Here is an 18,262-nt window from a genome sequence, read left to right on the forward strand (position 1 = left end):
ATCTTCGGGCGGGTAATCCGGGGTAGCTGTATCTTTGCATGAGCAGGCGGCTATCACGGCGTGCCTGCTTTCAGGTGGCAGGGGTGGTGTCTTTCCTCTAAACGACGGAACTGGCCGTTTTCGGCCATTTTGCGCTGCTAGGTCCGCAGCCAATAGTAGAGGTCGTACTTCGACTTCATGTGTTGAGGATGCTGGTTATCGGAGTCGGGATCTGGAATGGCGACTCGGCGAGTCCAGAGTGGGAACCACTCACCATCCCGCACATCGCTATCGCTAACCATTCGCACATTCTTCAGCATGGTTCGCTCGCAGGCACCGAATTGGACGAAATTGACCTGCGCCTCGATCAAGCTACATCTATTCGGTCCATCCACCTGGTGAGGGTAATAGAGTTGGAACACGTCATCCTCCCAGAAACAAATTGGGCAAATATCGTATGACCCTGGGTGTTCCTCGAAGACTGCATATCCGCAGCATGGGCAGGTAAACATCAATTTTCACTTATGGGTGGCAGTCTACTCTTGGTCGATTTTAGCAACATGCTGAACGGCTGCAATGGGTCGATCTCTGCCGGTCATGGTTTCATTGGTAACTTCGTTAGCTAATGTCTTGACTGAACCAATCTCAATTATTTTGGCTAGCGCCCCCATGCACCCATTTCGGGTCGCCCCCCCAAGAGGTAGCCTTCCGCATTTGCTATGGAAAGGGCTTCGAGCAGCACCTGCTCCAGGATGGCAAAAAAACATTTGATGTGAGCCTGTTTCAATGCCTGAGGTCGGGTCACCAGATAGACTTCCATATCTGGAAGTTGGAAATCCGGGAACAACTCGATCAAGTCCTTTGCCAGAATACGGGGCAGTACTGCCACACCCATTCCTCGCCTCACCGATTCGAGCTGAACCGCGAACGAGTTCACGCTGATCTGCGCGCGTTCCAGACCCGCGGCCTTTGCCGCACGCATTTGCGGCAACATGTCCAGCGGAGGAAGCAAGGCAATATTGACCGCAGTGGCCGGAGTCACCCCTGGATACCGTTTCAGATAACCTGCATCGGCGAAGACACCGTAAGCGAGCCTGCCTATTGGTCGATAAATCAGCGACGGTTCGCCTAGATGAGCTGTGCGTACAGCAATGTCTGCCACGCCGCGGACGATCTTGTGAAAGTCGGCTGTTGCCATCAACTCCACCGAGCAACGCGGGTGAAGAGAGGTGAAGCGACTCGCAGCCTCCAGCACGCAAGACGAAAATCCCTCTCCTGCACTGACCAGGACACTGCCAAATAGCTCTGTGTGTAGCCCGGACATGCCAGCAACGGTTTGACGCCTCAAGCCCGCCTCCGCCGCTAGGGCAACTTCCACGAGGGATTGGCCGCGCGAGGTCAACCAGCATCCTTCAACGCCCCGCTCGACGAGTAACTCGCCCAGGGCGCTCTCAAGTTGGGTCAACCGGCGGGACACAGTAGACGCCGCAATACCCAGCATTTGGCCAGCTTGAAGAAAGCTGCCACGCCGCGAGACTGCCAACAACAGACGAAGATCGTCCCAATTTGCTTGCAACGCCATGCTTCATATCCTCCCTGATCTGCATATGTGCAAATCCATTATGCAGTAGTCGCCGTTTTTCGGGAGCCCCCTCAAAGGTATATCTACAAGCCCTCGAAAACGAATGGAATGGACTGTATGACTATTGGCCCCAACAACTATGCGGAACGCGCCGCCAGTGCCTTCAATCGCCGTGATGTGGAGGCGATGCTTGCGCTGGTCTGCGAAGACTTCATCTACCTCGATAGCATGGGGATACAAACCGGTCGCGAAGCCATGCGCAAACGAGAGATCGCATTGCTCGAAGCGCTCCCCGATGCCCAAGTGATTTTCAGCCCATTCGCCGTCGGTAACGATCGTTTGGCGCTGACTGCCTTCCTGACCGGCACATTCGCCGCCCCCTTGGTGCTGCCAGGCCGGGTGATTCCGCCTCATGGACGCCATATTACCGCGTACTACGCCGCACACTTCACCTTCAGAGACGGGCTGGCCATCCGTGAAGAGGCCTTCTTCGACAGTGCGGTGCTGATGCCGTTAGCCTATCCAGCTGAGGGTTGAGCCATGAACAGCGCATTCGTTACTGGCGCAACCGGCTTGTTGGGCAACAACCTGGTGCGTGAATTGGTCGCTCGTGGCTACGCGGTCAAAGCCCTGGTCCGCTCAAGAGCCAAAGGTGAACAGCAGTTCAACAATTTGCCGGGTGTGGAACTGGTCGTTGGGGACATGGCCGATGTCGACGCATTCTCAGCGTCGCTGCAAGGCTGCGATACGATGTTTCACACCGCGGCGTTCTTTCGCGACAACTACAAGGGCGGCAGCCACTGGAAGGAACTCGAAAAGATTAATGTGTCTGGTACGCGGTACCTGCTAAACCAGGCCTACCGCGCCGGTATACGACGGTTCATCCATACGTCGTCCATTGCCGTGCTCGACGGCGCACCTGGAATGTCCATCAATGAGACATGTCTGCGGGCCGACGCCGATGCGGATGACTACTACCGAAGCAAGATCCTCGCCGACCGTGTCGTCTTGTCGTTCCTGGAGCTCCATCCCGAGATGCATGCCTGCATGGTCCTGCCTGGCTGGATGTGGGGCCCTGCCGACATTGGCCCGACCTCCTCGGGACAGTTGGTTAACGATGTCGTGCACGGCAAATTACCCGGACTGATCCCCGGTAGCTTCTCCGTTGTTGATGCCCGCGATGTGGCATTAGCGCAGATTGCCGCTGCCAAACATGGGCGGCGAGGTGAGCGCTATCTCGCGGCGGGCCGGCATATGACAATGCGTGAGCTGGTGCCTATTCTTGGACGTATAGCGGGCGTCAAGACCCCCGTTCGACAACTACCGCTCCCCTTTCTATTCACCTTGGCGGCTGTGCAGGAGATTTATGCGCGTCTTACCGGCAAGCCCATTCTGCTGAGCATGGCCACGTTGCGCCTGTTGGTACGAGAGAAGGACCGCACCTGTTTCAACCACAGCAAGAGTGAACAAGAGCTTGGCCTGAGTTTCCGGCCACTAGAGCTGACAATCACCGACACGGTGGCGTGGTACCGCGATCACGATTGGTTTGAGAGTCAAAGCTTAAGTTCCCGGAACCGCACTCCTTCCACAATGACCGCCCACCTGAACAAGGACGTAAACATACAGTGAGTAGGGAAATAATCCTGATGCGTCACGGCCAGCCAAAACTGGTCGCAACCGACAAAATGTCAGCGCTCGATATGGAAGACTGGATCGAGCAATACAACCGGTCCGAAGTTACCCACCAACCCGTCCCGGATGCCAGCATGCAGCTCGCCGCAACCGCCAAGGTGATTGTCTCAAGCAGCGCGCCTCGTGCGCTGACCTCTGTCCAGGCTCTTGGCCTGAAGCCCGCCCTTGTCGACGCGCTTTTCTGTGAAGCGCAACTGCCTTATGGTCACTGGAAACTGCCACGGCTATCGCCGTTTACCTGGGCATTTATCCTTCGAGTCTTATGGTTGTGCGGTTACTCACGCAGCGTCGAATCCGCCGGAACTGCGAGGATGCGCGCCAGCACGGCAGCTCGACGACTTCAGTCCCTTGCCAGCGAAGGACCGGTTCTACTGCTCGGTCATGGCTTTATGAATCGAATGATCGCCAAACAACTGGTGGCAGATGGATGGATTCGCCAAAAACGTAACGGCAGCCAGTATTGGAGTGCGACGGTGTACCGATATGGCGGTGTTTAAAAGGTGCCAACTGGCGCGGGGATTAAACGAAGAGAAAGTTCAGGTTGGTCGTTCATTTATAGAGATCCATTCTTTGGGACGCGAAAACCACGTTTTTCTACCCGCTCAGCCCCGTACAAAGGTGGGAGCTTGGAGTTTAGTTTCGCGATTTGTCTCGCTGGACAGATATCTATTGCTGCTGGTGGCGACAGGCAGAAAACGGCCCGAAGCAGCCGTTCGAGGCAAACTGCGTTTTTTTTCATCCAGCGCTGATACGGAGGAGTTCTCCTTGAGAAACCGTCCGGGGTTTCCCTACGTATGCTTCAAACTTGTTAGTCTCCTGTTCTTCCTGTTTTCACAGTGACGTGAAAAACTGCACGCTCTTTGCCGCTCACTTTTTGTCTGTTTTGATGGAACTACCGATGGACATCATGGATACCCAGCAAGAAAACGACCTCGAAAAATCACTCAGGCTGGCGGCGGATGAACCGGCCCATCGTCCAGACTTTTTCAAGACTCTGTTGAACTCCACTGTCTACGTCATCGGCACTGCCGGCACTGGCGAAGGTCAAGTCAACATCGAGTCTGGTAGCAACATCAGCATCGCGCATTGGCAAAAACCTGACGGCAGCGCTGTCATCCCCTTTTTTTCTTCGTTGCAAACCCTCCAAAGATCCATAGATAGCAAAGAGTCCTACATAGAGATCCCGGCCAGATCGCTGTTTGAAATCACACTAGGTACCGCTCTTTTCCTCAATCCAAAATCGCCTTACGGCAAAGAGTTTTTCCCAGAGGAAGTGCGCCATTTACTCTCTGACGGGATCGGCCAACAGCCGGTGCAGCGCACAGTGGAAAAAGACACCAACGTGCTGCTCGGGCAGCCGTCGCACTATCCGTCGAAGATGGTCAACTCGCTCACGCAATTACTCGCCAAACACCGCAACGTAACACGTGCATTTCTGGCGTTGATGCATGACGCATCGTCCGATCAAAAGCCTCATCTGATCATCGGTATTGAAGCGGATGGAGATATTGAACAGGCCATGCGCGAAGCCGGTAACGTTGCCGGGGACAGCGCTCCGGATGGCGACCCCGTTGACCTCTATCGCGTTTACGAAGGGGAATCGGGCCTTAGCGATTACTTCCTCAAGCAAACCACACCCTTTTATGAACGGAAGTCGGCAGGCTGGCTGCGTTCATTGCTTGGCTTGGGAAAAGCGTGACAGAGATCAACGCCTTGATAACCGCAGAGCAGGCCTGTGAAATCGTGCTTGGCCTGTTTGACGGCGTCATGAGAGATGGCAAACCTGAGCGTTTTGTCATTCAGTCATGTGAGCTTTCCGCCAACGGTGATTACTGGGTTATTCGCAGTAACAGTGAAGATTACGTCGTCCACGGCATGACGCAGTTCTGCTACGTAGGTGTTAACGCGCACTTGATCAACGTCATGACGGGCGCCCATGAGACGGTCGTCAGCTGGAGTGTCGATGAATATCTGCAAGACAAATACGACCTGGAGACTGCGTCGGGCAACACGTATGTACTGACCCCGGCATGTGACCGAAGCGACAAAATAGCGCTGGTCAATTTGCGCCGAAAACTGCAGTGCACCTACCCGCAAACCCTTGCGTTGCTGACGGGCAAACAACGACATTGGCTCACAGGTAAACGCAGGCTTCTTGAAGACGCGCAGCGACTGCTTTTCGAGCAAGGCATAGCCACTCAAATCGAGCTGGTGTTTGATGCCGGCGAAGCAGTCGACATCGGCGTCGAGACCTGGCACATCGAGGCGGTGTTGAAGGCTGTGCGCGAGAGGCTGTATTCCTCAGGGTCAACCCCCAATTCACGTTGAACAACCTCAAAGTCTAGTTGCCCCGCCCTCCCCCAAACGACCACTCATCACCGGCCGTGGTGGTGATCACCACCATCACGTCCTCCGCGTTCAGCCCCGTCGCCCGCCCCAGTTTCTCGACCAGATCACGGTAAAAATGCTGTTTCGTCGTAACACTTCGAGCACGGCCGGCAGTAATCGCGATCAGCACAAAGTCATGGCTACGCGGCCCACCCAGATAGTGGGGATCGAATATCAGCTCGCCGACCTCATGTTGGTGAATGACCTGGAAGCGATCTGTCTTCGGCACTTCGAAGCTCTCGACCAAAGCGTCGTGCAACCCCTGCGACAACGCCTGTAAATACTCGGCCGACTTACCTCGGTGCAGTGAAATCCGTGCAAATGGCATCAGCGCTTACTCCTGGCGTGCTGAAAGGCAAAGCTGTAGTTCGCTCAGCACATTCAGCGCCGAAGCAGCCGTCGGCCAACCTGAATAAAACGCCAGATGGGTGATGACTTCGGCCAATTCATCGGCACACACGCCGTTATCCAGCGCACGTTGCAAATGAAACGGCAGTTGCTCAAGACGGTACATCGCCACCAGCGCAGCCACCGTCACCAAACTGCGTTCACGGGGCTTGAGTTGCGTAGGCGTCCATATGTCGCCGAACAATACGTTGTCGGTCAACTCGGCAAACTTCTGCGGATAGTTGCCCTGGGGTTCTCCCCCAGTGGACGTAGCTGTATTCATGATGTTTTTCCCTCCGATGTCCCGATCTGAAGGATGAAATTATCAAGTCGCAACCCTTCCGAATATCAGATTTAATAGCGCCTACCATCCGGAATTAGTGGACTATTGAATGCGCCGCCCCACCTTCGATCTTGATGTATTGCGCACCTTCGTCACGGGTGTGGAGTTCAACAGCTTTGCCAAAGCTGCGGATCGTCTCGGTCGGTCGACGTCTGCCGTGAGTGCTCAGTTAAAGAAACTTGAGGAGCAGATAGGCACGCCGGTACTGGCTAAGTCCGGGCGCGGGCTGGTCTTGACCCCCACAGGCGAATCACTGCTGAGCCATGCCCGCCGGTTACTGGAGTTGAACGACAGCATTTTCCACAGCGTGCATCAAAGCCAGACCGCCGGAACCCTGCGCCTGGGGCTTCAAGAGGACTTTGGCGAACATTTCCTGAGCGATATCCTGCGACGCTTTGTACAGACTTACCCGAGGGTGAGCCTCGAAGTCAGGATCGCCCGTAATGCCGAGCTGCTGACGCTGGTCGAAAGTGCAGCCCTGGACCTGGCCCTGACCTGGGACACCGGGCCTATGTCGCCCTATGCCACGCGCCTGGGCGAAACACAGATGCACTGGATCGGGCCGCGCGATACGCCATTGCCGACCGCCGCTGACGACTTACCACTGCCCTTGATAATGTTCGACGCGCCTTGCGTACTCCGCAGCGCCGCCACCCAGGCGCTGGACGCCGCGCAAATACCCTGGCGCATCGCCCTCACCAGCCCCAGCGTCGCCGGAATCTGGGCGGCCGTCGCCGCCGGATTGGGCGTGACGCTGCGTACCCGCATTGGGCTGCCGAGCCATCTCAGTGTTGTTTCCGGCTTACCCGTCGTGCCAAGCCTTGGTTATGTGCTGCACAGCGGTGGCGGCGAGCCCACTGCGGCGGCCCGACAATTGGCTGCTTTGATCAAGGCGGGGCTGCAAGAACAGGCGTTTCGGTTCACGGTGACGCAATAATCGAAAGTACGTAAGGGCTCAGTTCGAGTGATGTGGATGGGGAGCGTAATTGAGCAGAATCGGCCAAGAGCAGACATTTAGACTTACGCCCCCGTCACTCATAATGATTGTTCCAGTAAGAGCGAGAATTAAGCGCTGATGTTTGACCAATACTTGAAACGATGGGCGTTGACGATCGACGGTGACGCTTTCGGCTCACTGAATGGCAACCTACTGCCTGTTCGTCACCATGGCATGCCAGCCATGCTCAAAATCTCGCAAGAGCCGGAGGAGCAAGCAGGCAATCTACTCATGGCTTGGTGGGACGGTGAAGGGGCGGCGCCCGTGCTGGCACATGATGGTGAGGCCTTACTGATGGAGCGCGCGACCAGCCCGGTCTCACTTACGCAGATGGTGAACTGCGGCGAGGACGACGAGGCTACTCGCATACTCTGTGCTGTGGCTGGCCGCCTTCACACACCCCTTGCAAAACCGGCTCCTGCTTTAGTCCCACTGGAGCTACGGTTCGAAGCCTTATGGAGCGCGGCGGCAACGCACCGAGGGGTCTTTGAACAATGCGCCAAAACGGCTCGCGAACTTCTGGATGCCCCGCGTGACGTCTGCGTATTGCATGGTGATATCCACCACGGCAATGTGTTGGACTTCGGACCTAAGGGGTGGCTCGCTATCGACCCTAAGGGACTCTACGGTGAGCGCGGCTTCGATTACGCGAATATTTTCTGCAATCCCGATAGCAAAAGCGCTTTGGCGCCAAGTTGTTTCGCGCGCCGGATCGGTATCGTGACACAAGCCTCCAACATTGATCGACACCGGTTATTGCAATGGGTGCTTGCCTGGGCCGGATTGTCAGCAGCCTGGATGCTCGAGGACAACATGGAGCTGGATACCCCCATTGGCGTGGCAAAGCTTGCAGCGTTGGCCCTGGACTTGTGACTTTTACGGCCGGGCAAGGCCAGCATCATTTTTTGTCAGTGTTGGGTTGGTTGTGCCCGTTCTGCGTTTCAAACAAAAGGACTTCCATGCACATTCGTGGGCTCAAGGCTCTATTACCGTTACCACTGCTCTTCATCATGTTTTGTGCTGAAGCTGCCTCCGTAGTGGCGAGCGACAAAGTAGTAAGCCTTTTCGAGGCGGAACAATACCAGGCGACCATTGAGGAAGCGGACCGCGTGCTTGAAACCGACCCCGACAACTCCGAGGTATTGAATATCAAGGCGCTGGCAGTCTACGTGCTGGGCGATGACCGCACCGCGATCCACCTGGTCACCCAGGCAATAGAGGCGGCCAAACAAAACGGGCAGGCATCCATCGCGCAACAGGCGACCTACTGGAACAACCTCGGCTATTTCCACGAACGACAACGCAATCTCGAAATTGCTCTTGGCTACTATGAAAAAGCCTTGAAAATGCGCCTCGCGGTACTCGCCGCAGATGACCTGCAGATTGCCGACAGCTACAACAACATCGGTACCGCGCAGAGCAAACTGGGCAGGTATGAAGAGGGTTTCGAAAACCTGCGCAAAAATATCGCGTTAAGAAAGCGGCTGGGAGAACACGACGCTTCGGTAGCCACCGCCCTGAACAATCTGGGAAACGCCTATAACGTCCAGGGCAACCACAAGGCCGCGTTGCCGCTTTTTCAACAAGCACTGGATATCGACATGGCCCTGCGTGGCCCCAACCATCCCACGGTCGCCATCCGCTGGAACAACCTCGGCGACGCCTATCGCGGCCTGGGCCAGTACGACAAAGCTGAAGCCTTTTTGACTAAGGCCCTGAACAGTGACCGCGCAACGTTCGGAGAGAACCACCCCAAGGTGATTTTGCGCTACTTCAACCTTGCAAGAGTTTATGAGGCTCAAGGCGACACCGCCAAGGCGCGCGATGCGTATACAAAAGCGCTTCAGCTACTCAGGCAGGTCGACCCCGATGATGCTGCGCAAATTCGCTACTTCGAGGAAAAACTGCGAACGCTGGAAGGCTAGTGCAGGAGCGACTGCGGGAGGTCTTCGGCAACGTCAATTCACTCGGTAATGTCGGCAGCCCCCAACAATCGGTGCTTACGCCTCGGTCGGTTACGGCCCATTGTGACTGGCTGAAACCGGCCCAAAAGCAGTCGTTGACGATGGACAGCTCCTGATCAGAAGCGGTCATTCTGAACTCATGTATGCTCGTCTGCTCAACCACATCTGAGAAAGCCCATTGTCCTCCCCTTCAGAATCTCCCAATCATCACTCTGCTTCTTTTGAAGAGACCGTTGAACAGTTAGCCGAAGATCTGCGAAGAGTAGTCGGCAATCTTGTCCGGGAAGTGCGCAGTGGGTCGGACACACCGTCCTCGGCACAATCTGAAACGCTAGGTTTGCTTGACCGTCATGGCCCCGCGAGCATAAGCGCGCTTGCTGCACATCGTCACGTCAAGCATCAAAGCATGCGGCTGGTTATCGCCCAGTTGGAGCAGCAGCAGCGGGTTACACGAGGTCCTGATCCGAGCGATGCACGAAAGCAGCTTTTTGAGCTGACGCACGCTGGTCGAGCTGCGCTTGAACACAGTCGTCTTCAGCGCAGTGACTGGCTGGCACGCCAGCTTAAGGAAAAAACCACCGCGTCACAGCTGCAAACACTCGAAGCTGCGGTCAGAATCCTGGAGCAATTGATTGCCGCCGCCCCAAACGATCAATCAACCTGAGCGCAAAGCCGCCAACACACTCGGCAACGAATTGACGCCCCAGTGCTCGACATATTGGCCGTTGCGGATGCGAACGATGTCGATGATATCAATGGACACTGCACGTCCCGTTGCCTGTATACCGGCAATCACCCCGGAGTGGCGGCCGGTAATGCGCTTTCGGGTCGTCACCTTGTCGTCTTCAGCAACCTGATCCAGCACCTCGACCTGGAGGTCGGACAAGCCCGGATGCAGAACATTGTGAAAGGTATGCCATAGACCTTCCCGACCGCCGTCTTGCCCCGCCGCCGCTGAATGGTTTATGAAATCTTGCGCCACGAGCACTTCAAATTCGTGGCGGTCGCAGTTCTCAATAACCTTCTGATTGAAACGACGGACGATAGCTTTGTTCACTGCTGACATAACGCCACCTGATGCTTGAATGCGTAGAATCCCGAATATATACAGTTAGACTGTACATATCCAGAGCATCAGTGAGCGCTGTCCGGTGACATCCGCAGGGCATTGATCTATTGCTGCCAGTCGCAGGCCCAAGGTCACGCGCTCGCGGGCGGACCTTGAACAAGCCAACGGAATCAGACGCGAACACTTGGCCGAAGGGCCGCAATATCGGCCCACAATGTTCCAGCCGGTGTCACTCCTTGGTCAGATCAACCAACGGCGTCTGCCGCACTTCAGTCTGCCGCCCATCCTGAATCTCGCTCACCTGCTTCAAGGCCTTATCCACCGCTGCCTTATCCGCTAACAAGCTGTAGCTGATGCGGAACTGCTTGTGTTCCTTGGGCCCAATTGTCGGAACCAGGTTCAGTGGCCGCTGGTAACGGCGGTTGTAGGAAAAACTTGTCCCCGGCTCCAGCCCCGTGACATAGCCCTGGCCTTGGGTATCGGTGTTTTTCCACAGGGAAAACACCGGCAGTGTCTGGGTATTGAAGCCGACCGAAACGCCCAGGCTGCCGGCCTTGTTATGCAACACGGTCAACGTATCGCCCTTGGCATCGGCATACGGCACCACGTTGTACACCGTTTCGTCGTAGTCCTTGGTCGGTGCGCGGTAGGTTTGCCAGTCGGGCAGATCGCCCTTGGCCTTGTCGTTGAACGGCGACACCTGTTTCACCGGCGCGACGAAACGAGCGCCCTGCTCCAGGAACGGGGTGCTGAAGTTGCTGTGATACAGCGCCTGGTATTCCTTCGGATAGTCGCCGTTGTTGGTCAGGGTATCGTTGAGCGCGAACACGACGCTGCCGGGTTCGGTGACCAGTTCGGTCGCGACCGAGAAGTCGACCTTCTTGAACGCCTGCTCTTTCAATTCGCCGCGCAGGGTGATGGCGTACGGTGGTTTTTCATCGATATGCAGGGTGACTTTGTTCGCAGGAATGTTGGCGGCGCGACCGTGCAGGGTCAGCAGTTCGCCGTTGTCGACGCCGGGGTGGCCGACCCATTCGTAGCCGCAGCGGGCGACCAGTTCATTAAAGCCTTCCAACCAGCCCAGACCACCGCGGCCATTGAGTTCAATGAAGGACGGATTGACCACTTCCTTGACCGGAGAATCCCAGCCCATGCGCACACTGCCGACCGAGGCCTGCAAGACGTTCATGCCGCGAGTCGGCACTACCGAGAGTTTCATCGTGCCGTTATCGATGTCGACGATGCTGACGCCCTCCTGGCGACCGCCGTGCAAGGTGCGCAGGGTAACGCTGAAGGGCTTGTCGGTTTTTATTCCGAGTTGCTGGCTGGTGATCTGCCAGCTCTGGGCGGCTTTGTCGGTGTCGAGCAGAACGTAATCCCAGGCCATGGCGTGGGAGGCAGCGGACAGTGCGCTGAGGGCAACGAAGAGTTTGAGCGGGGTCATGGCGGCAGCCTTTCTTGGAGTTGTGCCATTTTTATAAACTTGATGAAACGTTTCAGCAAGCTAAAAATAGGGTTAACGCCGACGAGGTTGGCTGCGTGCAGTGGGCGTAAGGCAAAAAGCGGTAATGTCGCTGATAGCCGCTTGCAGACCTTCTTTACAGTCAGCAATCGGCCAATAGCAGACAGATCGTTCTACAGCCTCGGCGCTTTGTATCAGCCAGCAGAGCACTAGCGCAGAGAGGAAAAATACTGAGTAGGCGGTTTACCCAGTGCTTTCTTGAACATAGTGATGAATGCATTAACAGAGTCATATCCCAGGATGCCCGCCACACGTTGCACGGATACCCCCTCCGCCAAATGACTCAGTGCGATCATCAAATGCAATTGTTGACGCCAGCGTCCGAAGCTCAGCCCGGTCGTGCTTTCTACAAGCCTGGCCAGCGTTCGCTCACTGGTTGCAAGCCGAGTGGCCCACTCGCGCAACGTGGTTCGGTCGCCTGGATCGGAGAAGAGCATATCCGCGATTTGTTTGATCTTGGGGTGGTCTGATATCGGCAAATGCAGCTCTTTCAGCGGAGCATCGGAAAGCTGCTCAAGCAGCACTGCAACCAGCCGCGCTGTCTTGCCCTCGGAATCGTAAGCAGGTTCCTGTTCAGCGAGATGCAGGATCATCTCCCGAACAAGGGGCGTAATGGCAACCGTGCAGCATTCTTCAGGCATGGCTGCCGCACCGGGCTCAACGAACAGAAAGCAGGTCCGGGCGTTTTCGGTCACTCGGCAACTGTGCGGCGTGCCGCCCGGGATCCATACGGCGTGCTGGGGAGGGACAAGCCAGAGTGCATTTTGCACCTCACAGCTCACTGCGCCATGCAAAGACAGGATCAGCTGGCCTTTGCGATGATCATGCGGACGGGCACCCGAACCAGGTGTCTTGATATCTATATTAGACGATTCTGAAGTTCTCTACATTTGTCTTCTTTTAAGAGGACAGATAAAGAATATGTCAGATACAAAAAACAAGTGGCATGCCATCGCGCTCGTCGCAGGCATTCTGCTTATCGCCGTGAACCTGCGCGTTCCCTTTACCAGCATCGCGCCCGTTTTGCCGCTGATCCAGAATGATTTTGGCTTGAGCGCCTCAGCTCTAGGCCTGCTTACTTCACTGCCATTACTTGCCTTTGCAGCCTTCTCCCCGCTCAGCGCATCGGTCGCCCGCAGGTTCGGCATCGAGCGCACGCTTTTCGGTGCACTGTTGGTCATTTCAGCGGGCATCCTGCTCCGCTCCGCAGGCAGTGCCTGGGCGTTGTACGCCGGTGCGGTATTGATAGGCACCGGGATCGCCCTGGGCAACGTGCTGCTGCCCGGCCTGATCAAACGCGACTTTTCAACAAAAATGGCGTCCATGACCGGCGCTTACTCCATCACAATGGGCGCAGCAGGCGCTGTCGGTTCAGCTGTGATAATTCCGCTGACCCAATCATGGGAATGGCCGATTGCCCTGAGTTTGTTGGTCGCAGCCCCTCTGTTGGCGATGGTGGTGTGGCTTCCGCAGTTGAAAAAACACGAACACGTAAATCTGTCCGGTCCGAAACAAGCGCCAACCGTGACCGTCTGGCGTTCGCCGCTGGCATGGCAGGTCACGCTGTTCATGGGGCTGAACGCGATGCCTTTTTATGTCGCCGTCGGCTGGCTGCCGACCATTCTGATGGACCATGGCATATCCCCGGAGCAAGCAGGCACGGTACACGGCACGCTTCAACTGACCACGGCCATTCCCGGCTTGATTCTGGCGGCCACGCTTCGTCGTCTCAAAGACCAGAAACTGGCAGCCGCTACCGTCAGCCTGTTAACCGCCTCATCCCTGATCGGGCTCATTTACGCGCCAGACTACGCCATGTTGTGGGCCGCGGTCCTGGGCTTCGGCTCTGGTGCCAGCATGATGCTCGGCCTGACCTTCATCGGCTTGCGCACAAAAAATGCCGGTGACACGGCGGCACTTTCAGGAATGGCGCAGTGCGTCGGCTACCTGATGGCAGCCGCAGGCCCCTTGCTGCTGGGCCAACTGCACGACTGGACCGGTGGCTGGACAGCACCGCTGCTGATCACAGCCGCAATCTCCGTAGCCGGCGCATTCACCGGCATGCTGGCCGGGCGCAACGTTCAACTTGAATCTGCTGAATCATCGTCGCGAACAAGCCCAGCAATCCAGTCAGCGAATGCGCTCACAGTTGGCGATAAAAAGCGCTGATGCGGGTATAGCAGGTGCACAGGAACCGATGCGGGCTGCCAGTCAGCAAGCACTTCGACCAGTCGCCCTTCTCGCAGATGCTCGCTGACCACATTCTCAGCGAGCTGCACCAGCCCGAAGCCTTCAAGGCACATTTTGATGTAAAGCCCAGTCTCGTTGACGGCCGCTGTGCCGTTCACCGGGACTGAGATTTTTTCGGTACCACGGGCAAAACGCATTTCACCTGCTTGCCTTGCGCGGCCCGAGAAGTAATGGATGGCCCGGTGGTGAGACAAATCTTGCGGATTTTGCGGAGTGCCGTTCTCTTCGAGATAGGCGGCAGACGCACAGGTTACCCAGCGAAACCGACCGAGTGGGCGCGCAACGAGCGTTGAGTCATCGAGCTCGCCTGTACGAATAACGCAATCGACACCCTCTTGAACCAGATCAACCTGCCGATCGTTGACGCCTATCATCAGGTAGATATCTGGGTAGCGCCTGTAGAAGTCTTGCAGGTTTGGCATGACGATGAAGTGTGCAATGCCACCCGGCATATCGACACGCAAACGCCCCTGTGGCCGTTTTACGGAATCCGTCAGGCTGGTCTCTGTGTGTTCGATCAGCTCCAATATTTCCCGGCATTGCGCCAAATATTGTGCGCCCTCAGAGGTCAGGCTGACACGCCGCGTTGTTCTGTTCAGCAGGCGTACCTGCAAGTACTTCTCAAGACTTTTAACGCTGCTGGTAACTGTCGAGGCCGGCAGTGAGAGCGTCTGCGCCGCCTGGATAAAGCTTCCTGCTTCAGCCACACGTACGAAAACCTGCATCGCTTGAATACGGTCCATGACTGTTAGCAACCTCAAAGCAGTGATCGGGGGAAGTCGTTATTATTCGTAAATATTGAATAATAAAAACAGTTTAACCATCTTTTTCCCGCGGTACCGCATTGCGTACATTGCTTCCAACGAAATTTGAAGAGGTGTACAGAAAATGGCTAAATATAACCGCAGCATTGTGCAGGCCCCGGCCGCTCCGGCCGCCCGCACCCTTATTCGCGGCGCCACTGTGCTGAGCATGGATGGCGATATTGGCAATCTGGCGCGCGGCGATATCCTTATCGAAGGCAGCACCATCACGGCCATAGGTGAAAACATCGAGGCTGGCGACGCCGTTGTTATCGAGGCATCCGGTATGATTGCCATGCCTGGCATGGTCGATACGCATCGTCACTCATGGGAGGGCCAACTGCGTCGAATCAATCCGAATGCCGAAACCCTGGAAGACTACTGCAACGCCACGCACTTCTCGTTCGCCAAATACTATCGCCCGGCTGACATGTATATCGGCAACCTGCTGACTGCATTGGGCTGCATCGATGCGGGCATCACGACCGTGGTCGATAACTCGCACAACAGCCGTACCGGCGCGCACTCCGATGCTGCGGTAGAGGCGCTGCTTGATGCTGGTATCCGATCTGTACACGCCTCCGGTGCGCCAGTTTCCGGTGAGTGGGACAAAGCCCACTGGCCCGGCAACCTGGAGCGTCTCCAGGAAAAATACGTCAATAACGGTGACAACCCGCTGCTCTCGCTGGCGGTGATGGCACAGCTTGAACCTGAGCTGTGGGCTGAGGCCAGGCGTCTGGGGCTGCCGATCATCACCGAATTTTTTGGCGGGGACATGGCAGCTGAGTTGGAGGGTTTGCATCGCGAGGGCCTGCTGCGTCCCGATAACATCTTCAACCACTGCACCTCGCTGCCGGACGCCGGCTGGAAAATCCTTAGCGAGGCTGGCGTGCGGGTCAACGTATGCCCGCGTTCAGATGCCCACTACGGCATTGAAGATGGAATGTTCGCCATGCAGTCGGCCCAGCGCCACGGCATCAGCCCGGGGCTGAGTGTCGATAACGAAACCTCCTACAGCGGTGACATGTTCATGGAGATGAGGGTGGCTTTCTACCTGCAGCGCGTCATGGGCATGCATCAGCAGCGCTGCTGCGGCGCAGAACATCATCCGGTGACCCTGCCTGCTCATGGCCTGCTCAAAGCCGCCACTCTCGACGGCGCTGCCTGCGCCGGATTGCAGGAGAAAGTCGGCAGCCTGGCCCCCGGCAAACAGGCCGACTTGATCCTTATAAACACGCAGGACATCAACCTTTACCCGTCAGGCAACGCATTCGGCACCGTGGTACACGCGGCCGAACGCAGCAATGTCGACACAGTCATGATTGGCGGGTGCATCGTCAAACGCGGCGGCAAGGTGCTGGGCGTGGACAGCGCAAGGCTGCGTGCAGCAATCGACGAGTCCCGTGAGCATCTGTTTGCTGCCGCAGGCTACCAGCCCGATATTTTTGCCGAGACATTCATGCCGCTTGAGTCAGCCAAGTAAGGGGGCGCGAGATGAACGCAGCTTACTACCTGCTGGCCATCGCCGCGGGGCTTGGCATTACCCTGCAGACCACGCTGAATGGTCAACTCGCTAAAGGTGTGGGTGGAGATTCCGTAGCGGCGGCGCTGTTCTCATTTACTGCAGGTGCGGTATGCCTGGGCTTCTTTTCATTGATGCGCGGCGGGATAGTGGCCTCACTGGCGGCTATACCTGCCCAGCCCTGGTGGAGCCTGTTGGGCGGTCTGCTGGGTGCCGGTGCCTTGCTTAGTTATGTGGTGCTTGCGCCAAAAATCGGTCTGTCAGCCCTGCTGGGCCTCGCTATCGCAGGTCAGATTATCTCTTCACTGGTTATCGATCATTTCGGATTGATGGGGGCATCGGAAAGGCCGGTGTCTCTCGTCAAGTTGGCCGGGGCGATGGTGATGCTCGCAGGCCTGGCAATCGCCTTGTTCGGTGATAGGTGGTCAGCGCTTTTCTCCAACTGACTGCCTTGTTTGCCCCATCCTGTTTCGTAGGACGCAACCATGTTTAAAACCCTAACCGGCACCACAAGTCTTCTTGGCGAGTGCCCTATCTGGTGTGAAAGAACCGAACGCCTGTTCTGGACCGACATCTCCGGTTGCGAGTTGCGTGCTCTGGACCCCGAAAACGGCGAAGTGCAGCGTTGGTCCCTGCCAGAGCCGCTAGGGTCATTTGCCCTCACGGCAGACGAAGACATATTGCTGATGGGACTGGCATCCTGCCTGGGCTACTACAACCTGAGCACTGGTCGTTTCAGCAAAATCACAGCCACCCCTGGCGTGGCAGGAACCCGGATCAATGATGGCCGCTGCGACCGTATGGGCAACTTTGTGTTTAGCACTATGGATGCCGGTGAGCCGGTGCAAACTATAGGGCGATTTCACCGGTTCAATGCCGCGACGCTCAAGACTGAAACGCTGGACCTTCCCGAAGTGGCGATCCCGAACAGCATCTGTTTTAGCCCGGACGGTTCCACCATGTACTACGCGGACTCCCTGCAAGAATGCATTTTCTGCTGCGATTACCCGTCGCTAGAAAACCAGCGTGTATTCACTACAGTCAACGGTCAGGGTGCTCCAGACGGTTCTTGTATTGATGCGCAGGGCTTTCTCTGGAATGCGGAATGGGGCGGTAGCAGAGTCGTGCGTTACGCGACTGACGGCAAAGTTGACAGCGTGATCGACTCCCCGTGTATTCAGACAACTTGCCCGGTGTTAGCGGGACCTGGTTATAAAACGCTTTACTGCACCAGCGCACGGATAGGGCTGGATAAGCCGGCAGATTTCGATAGCACGCTGATAAAAGCCGAAGCCGTTTTAGCTGCCGGATCCCCTGAAGAGCGATTTACAGGACGACTGCACTGAATAGTAGGTTCTAGCCTGTCGCGCCGTTCTGAATGCCAACTTGGTAGACGCGTATGAATGACCGGTTCTGGCCGTTTGCCGCCGTTCACCTTCGATGGATCTAAGCTATTTGCACCAGGTAACGCTAGTAGCCAATCAGGAGATTTCTGCCAGCTATGCACGCAGACCTACTGAGGCTCCCGCTGCAAACGACTGTGCAGGCCGAACGCACTTGACTGCGCTGGCCTGTGAAACTAGCCAGATCTTCCTGACCTAGGGATGGAAAAGTTAATGACTGAGGTTGATACATCCTCTCAGTTGCACCCTGGCTACCCACACCTTATAGTTCGCCCCGTCGCCAGCCTTGGCCAGCGACAGGGTTTCGCAGCCCTAAAAACTATTACCTGTACCGTCAAACTCGACGCAGCCGATTCACAGC

General features: G+C 56.4%; 22 protein-coding genes. 14 read left to right on the forward strand and 8 right to left on the reverse strand.

Going from position 1 to position 18,262, the window contains the following annotated elements:
* Nucleotides 1–137 precede the first annotated feature (137 nt).
* Complete coding sequence (locus FEM54_RS05600) at nucleotides 138–491, reverse strand: CPCC family cysteine-rich protein (protein ID WP_074594262.1); 354 nt, start codon at nucleotides 489–491, stop codon at nucleotides 138–140.
* Between the two features lie 146 nt (nucleotides 492–637).
* A complete protein-coding gene (locus FEM54_RS05605) occupies nucleotides 638–1,561 on the reverse strand; it encodes a LysR family transcriptional regulator (RefSeq protein WP_138449893.1) in 924 nt (307 codons plus the stop codon).
* Between the two features lie 117 nt (nucleotides 1,562–1,678).
* Between FEM54_RS05605 and FEM54_RS05610 the strand changes: the two genes are divergently transcribed.
* Genes FEM54_RS05610 through FEM54_RS05635 form a run of 6 tightly spaced genes read left to right on the forward strand, consistent with a single transcriptional unit; the run spans nucleotide 1,679 to nucleotide 5,581 of the window.
* A complete protein-coding gene (locus tag FEM54_RS05610) occupies nucleotides 1,679–2,098 on the forward strand; it encodes an ester cyclase (protein WP_138449895.1) in 420 nt (139 codons plus the stop codon).
* Nucleotides 2,099–2,101: 3 nt separating this feature from the next.
* The gene (locus FEM54_RS05615; protein WP_138449897.1) at nucleotides 2,102–3,190 is read left to right on the forward strand and encodes an SDR family oxidoreductase; all 1,089 of its coding nucleotides are present in this window, start codon (nucleotides 2,102–2,104) and stop codon (nucleotides 3,188–3,190) included.
* Between the two features lie 17 nt (nucleotides 3,191–3,207).
* Nucleotides 3,208–3,750: a histidine phosphatase family protein gene (locus FEM54_RS05620; protein ID WP_138449899.1), complete on the forward strand. Its 543-nt coding sequence runs from the start codon at nucleotides 3,208–3,210 to the stop codon at nucleotides 3,748–3,750.
* The gene (locus tag FEM54_RS34280; RefSeq protein ID WP_138449900.1) at nucleotides 3,737–4,093 is read left to right on the forward strand and encodes a hypothetical protein; all 357 of its coding nucleotides are present in this window, start codon (nucleotides 3,737–3,739) and stop codon (nucleotides 4,091–4,093) included. The genes FEM54_RS05620 and FEM54_RS34280 overlap by 14 nt, the downstream gene beginning before the upstream one ends.
* Before the next feature lie 58 nt (nucleotides 4,094–4,151).
* The gene (sseB, locus tag FEM54_RS05630; protein ID WP_138449902.1) at nucleotides 4,152–4,952 is read left to right on the forward strand and encodes an enhanced serine sensitivity protein SseB; all 801 of its coding nucleotides are present in this window, start codon (nucleotides 4,152–4,154) and stop codon (nucleotides 4,950–4,952) included.
* A complete protein-coding gene (locus FEM54_RS05635; protein ID WP_138449904.1) occupies nucleotides 4,949–5,581 on the forward strand; it encodes a hypothetical protein in 633 nt (210 codons plus the stop codon). The genes sseB and FEM54_RS05635 overlap by 4 nt, the downstream gene beginning before the upstream one ends.
* A gap of 13 nt (nucleotides 5,582–5,594) precedes the next feature.
* On the opposite strand, the gene FEM54_RS05640 is transcribed toward FEM54_RS05635, so the two are convergent.
* Nucleotides 5,595–5,969, reverse strand: a complete 375-nt coding sequence (locus FEM54_RS05640) for a tautomerase family protein (RefSeq protein WP_058421966.1) — start codon at nucleotides 5,967–5,969, stop codon at nucleotides 5,595–5,597.
* A 6-nt stretch (nucleotides 5,970–5,975) separates the two neighbouring features.
* Nucleotides 5,976–6,311 carry a carboxymuconolactone decarboxylase family protein gene (locus FEM54_RS05645; protein ID WP_138449905.1) on the reverse strand — a complete coding sequence of 112 codons (336 nt, stop codon included), beginning with the start codon at nucleotides 6,309–6,311 and terminating at the stop codon, nucleotides 5,976–5,978.
* Between the two features lie 109 nt (nucleotides 6,312–6,420).
* Here FEM54_RS05645 and FEM54_RS05650 point away from each other — a divergent pair, with 109 nt between their 5' ends.
* The 4 genes from FEM54_RS05650 (at nucleotide 6,421) to FEM54_RS05665 (ending at nucleotide 9,996) form a co-directional block, all read left to right on the forward strand.
* A complete protein-coding gene (locus tag FEM54_RS05650) occupies nucleotides 6,421–7,308 on the forward strand; it encodes a LysR substrate-binding domain-containing protein (protein WP_138449907.1) in 888 nt (295 codons plus the stop codon).
* 138 nt (nucleotides 7,309–7,446) lie between these two features.
* The gene (locus tag FEM54_RS05655) at nucleotides 7,447–8,241 is read left to right on the forward strand and encodes an aminoglycoside phosphotransferase family protein (protein ID WP_138449909.1); all 795 of its coding nucleotides are present in this window, start codon (nucleotides 7,447–7,449) and stop codon (nucleotides 8,239–8,241) included.
* 86 nt (nucleotides 8,242–8,327) lie between these two features.
* On the forward strand, nucleotides 8,328–9,293 hold the full coding sequence (locus FEM54_RS05660) for a tetratricopeptide repeat protein (protein WP_138449910.1): 966 nt from the start codon (nucleotides 8,328–8,330) through the stop codon (nucleotides 9,291–9,293).
* A 325-nt stretch (nucleotides 9,294–9,618) separates the two neighbouring features.
* Complete coding sequence (locus FEM54_RS05665) at nucleotides 9,619–9,996, forward strand: MarR family winged helix-turn-helix transcriptional regulator (protein ID WP_236447375.1); 378 nt, start codon at nucleotides 9,619–9,621, stop codon at nucleotides 9,994–9,996.
* Here FEM54_RS05665 and FEM54_RS05670 read toward each other — a convergent pair.
* From FEM54_RS05670 to FEM54_RS05685, 3 genes are all read right to left on the reverse strand, one after another.
* The gene (locus FEM54_RS05670; protein ID WP_017139675.1) at nucleotides 9,988–10,398 is read right to left on the reverse strand and encodes an ester cyclase; all 411 of its coding nucleotides are present in this window, start codon (nucleotides 10,396–10,398) and stop codon (nucleotides 9,988–9,990) included. The genes FEM54_RS05665 and FEM54_RS05670 overlap by 9 nt on opposite strands.
* Nucleotides 10,399–10,630: 232 nt before the next feature.
* Nucleotides 10,631–11,845, reverse strand: a complete 1,215-nt coding sequence (locus tag FEM54_RS05680; RefSeq protein WP_138449913.1) for an aldose 1-epimerase family protein — start codon at nucleotides 11,843–11,845, stop codon at nucleotides 10,631–10,633.
* Nucleotides 11,846–12,072: 227 nt separating this feature from the next.
* On the reverse strand, nucleotides 12,073–12,786 hold the full coding sequence (locus FEM54_RS05685; RefSeq protein WP_338109324.1) for an AraC family transcriptional regulator: 714 nt from the start codon (nucleotides 12,784–12,786) through the stop codon (nucleotides 12,073–12,075).
* Nucleotides 12,787–12,844: 58 nt separating this feature from the next.
* On the opposite strand from FEM54_RS05685, the gene FEM54_RS05690 reads away from it, so the two are divergent.
* On the forward strand, nucleotides 12,845–14,092 hold the full coding sequence (locus tag FEM54_RS05690; RefSeq protein WP_138449917.1) for an MFS transporter: 1,248 nt from the start codon (nucleotides 12,845–12,847) through the stop codon (nucleotides 14,090–14,092).
* Here the strand turns inward: FEM54_RS05690 and FEM54_RS05695 are convergent.
* Nucleotides 14,005–14,916, reverse strand: a complete 912-nt coding sequence (locus tag FEM54_RS05695; protein ID WP_099548730.1) for a LysR family transcriptional regulator — start codon at nucleotides 14,914–14,916, stop codon at nucleotides 14,005–14,007. The genes FEM54_RS05690 and FEM54_RS05695 overlap by 88 nt on opposite strands.
* Nucleotides 14,917–15,061: 145 nt before the next feature.
* On the opposite strand from FEM54_RS05695, the gene FEM54_RS05700 reads away from it, so the two are divergent.
* Genes FEM54_RS05700 through FEM54_RS05710 form a run of 3 tightly spaced genes read left to right on the forward strand, consistent with a single transcriptional unit; the run spans nucleotide 15,062 to nucleotide 17,844 of the window.
* Nucleotides 15,062–16,459 (forward strand): amidohydrolase family protein, encoded by a 1,398-nt coding sequence (locus FEM54_RS05700; protein WP_099548729.1) that lies wholly within the window; start codon nucleotides 15,062–15,064, stop codon nucleotides 16,457–16,459.
* An 11-nt stretch (nucleotides 16,460–16,470) separates the two neighbouring features.
* The gene (locus tag FEM54_RS05705) at nucleotides 16,471–16,944 is read left to right on the forward strand and encodes a DMT family transporter (RefSeq protein WP_099548728.1); all 474 of its coding nucleotides are present in this window, start codon (nucleotides 16,471–16,473) and stop codon (nucleotides 16,942–16,944) included.
* A gap of 39 nt (nucleotides 16,945–16,983) precedes the next feature.
* On the forward strand, nucleotides 16,984–17,844 hold the full coding sequence (locus FEM54_RS05710) for an SMP-30/gluconolactonase/LRE family protein (RefSeq protein ID WP_099548727.1): 861 nt from the start codon (nucleotides 16,984–16,986) through the stop codon (nucleotides 17,842–17,844).
* The last annotated feature ends 418 nt before the right edge of the window (nucleotides 17,845–18,262 follow it).

The sequence above is a fragment of the Pseudomonas edaphica genome (assembly GCF_005863185.1).
Classification (GTDB): domain Bacteria; phylum Pseudomonadota; class Gammaproteobacteria; order Pseudomonadales; family Pseudomonadaceae; genus Aquipseudomonas; species Aquipseudomonas edaphica.

Bases quoted from the DNA above. Each gene is read 5' to 3' on its own strand.
- FEM54_RS05600 (WP_074594262.1), bottom strand. From the start codon at position 491: ATGTTTACCTGCCCATGCTGCGGATATGCAGTCTTCGAGGAACACCCA.
- FEM54_RS05605 (WP_138449893.1), bottom strand. From the start codon at position 1,561: ATGGCGTTGCAAGCAAATTGGGACGATCTTCGTCTGTTGTTGGCAGTC.
- FEM54_RS05610 (WP_138449895.1), top strand. From the start codon at position 1,679: ATGACTATTGGCCCCAACAACTATGCGGAACGCGCCGCCAGTGCCTTC.
- FEM54_RS05615 (WP_138449897.1), top strand. From the start codon at position 2,102: ATGAACAGCGCATTCGTTACTGGCGCAACCGGCTTGTTGGGCAACAAC.
- FEM54_RS05620 (WP_138449899.1), top strand. From the start codon at position 3,208: ATGCGTCACGGCCAGCCAAAACTGGTCGCAACCGACAAAATGTCAGCG.
- FEM54_RS34280 (WP_138449900.1), top strand. From the start codon at position 3,737: ATGGCGGTGTTTAAAAGGTGCCAACTGGCGCGGGGATTAAACGAAGAG.
- sseB (WP_138449902.1), top strand. From the start codon at position 4,152: ATGGACATCATGGATACCCAGCAAGAAAACGACCTCGAAAAATCACTC.
- FEM54_RS05640 (WP_058421966.1), bottom strand. From the start codon at position 5,969: ATGCCATTTGCACGGATTTCACTGCACCGAGGTAAGTCGGCCGAGTAT.
- FEM54_RS05645 (WP_138449905.1), bottom strand. From the start codon at position 6,311: ATGAATACAGCTACGTCCACTGGGGGAGAACCCCAGGGCAACTATCCG.
- FEM54_RS05650 (WP_138449907.1), top strand. From the start codon at position 6,421: ATGCGCCGCCCCACCTTCGATCTTGATGTATTGCGCACCTTCGTCACG.
- FEM54_RS05655 (WP_138449909.1), top strand. From the start codon at position 7,447: ATGTTTGACCAATACTTGAAACGATGGGCGTTGACGATCGACGGTGAC.
- FEM54_RS05660 (WP_138449910.1), top strand. From the start codon at position 8,328: ATGCACATTCGTGGGCTCAAGGCTCTATTACCGTTACCACTGCTCTTC.
- FEM54_RS05670 (WP_017139675.1), bottom strand. From the start codon at position 10,398: ATGTCAGCAGTGAACAAAGCTATCGTCCGTCGTTTCAATCAGAAGGTT.
- FEM54_RS05680 (WP_138449913.1), bottom strand. From the start codon at position 11,845: ATGACCCCGCTCAAACTCTTCGTTGCCCTCAGCGCACTGTCCGCTGCC.
- FEM54_RS05690 (WP_138449917.1), top strand. From the start codon at position 12,845: ATGTCAGATACAAAAAACAAGTGGCATGCCATCGCGCTCGTCGCAGGC.
- FEM54_RS05695 (WP_099548730.1), bottom strand. From the start codon at position 14,916: ATGGACCGTATTCAAGCGATGCAGGTTTTCGTACGTGTGGCTGAAGCA.
- FEM54_RS05700 (WP_099548729.1), top strand. From the start codon at position 15,062: ATGGCTAAATATAACCGCAGCATTGTGCAGGCCCCGGCCGCTCCGGCC.
- FEM54_RS05705 (WP_099548728.1), top strand. From the start codon at position 16,471: ATGAACGCAGCTTACTACCTGCTGGCCATCGCCGCGGGGCTTGGCATT.
- FEM54_RS05710 (WP_099548727.1), top strand. From the start codon at position 16,984: ATGTTTAAAACCCTAACCGGCACCACAAGTCTTCTTGGCGAGTGCCCT.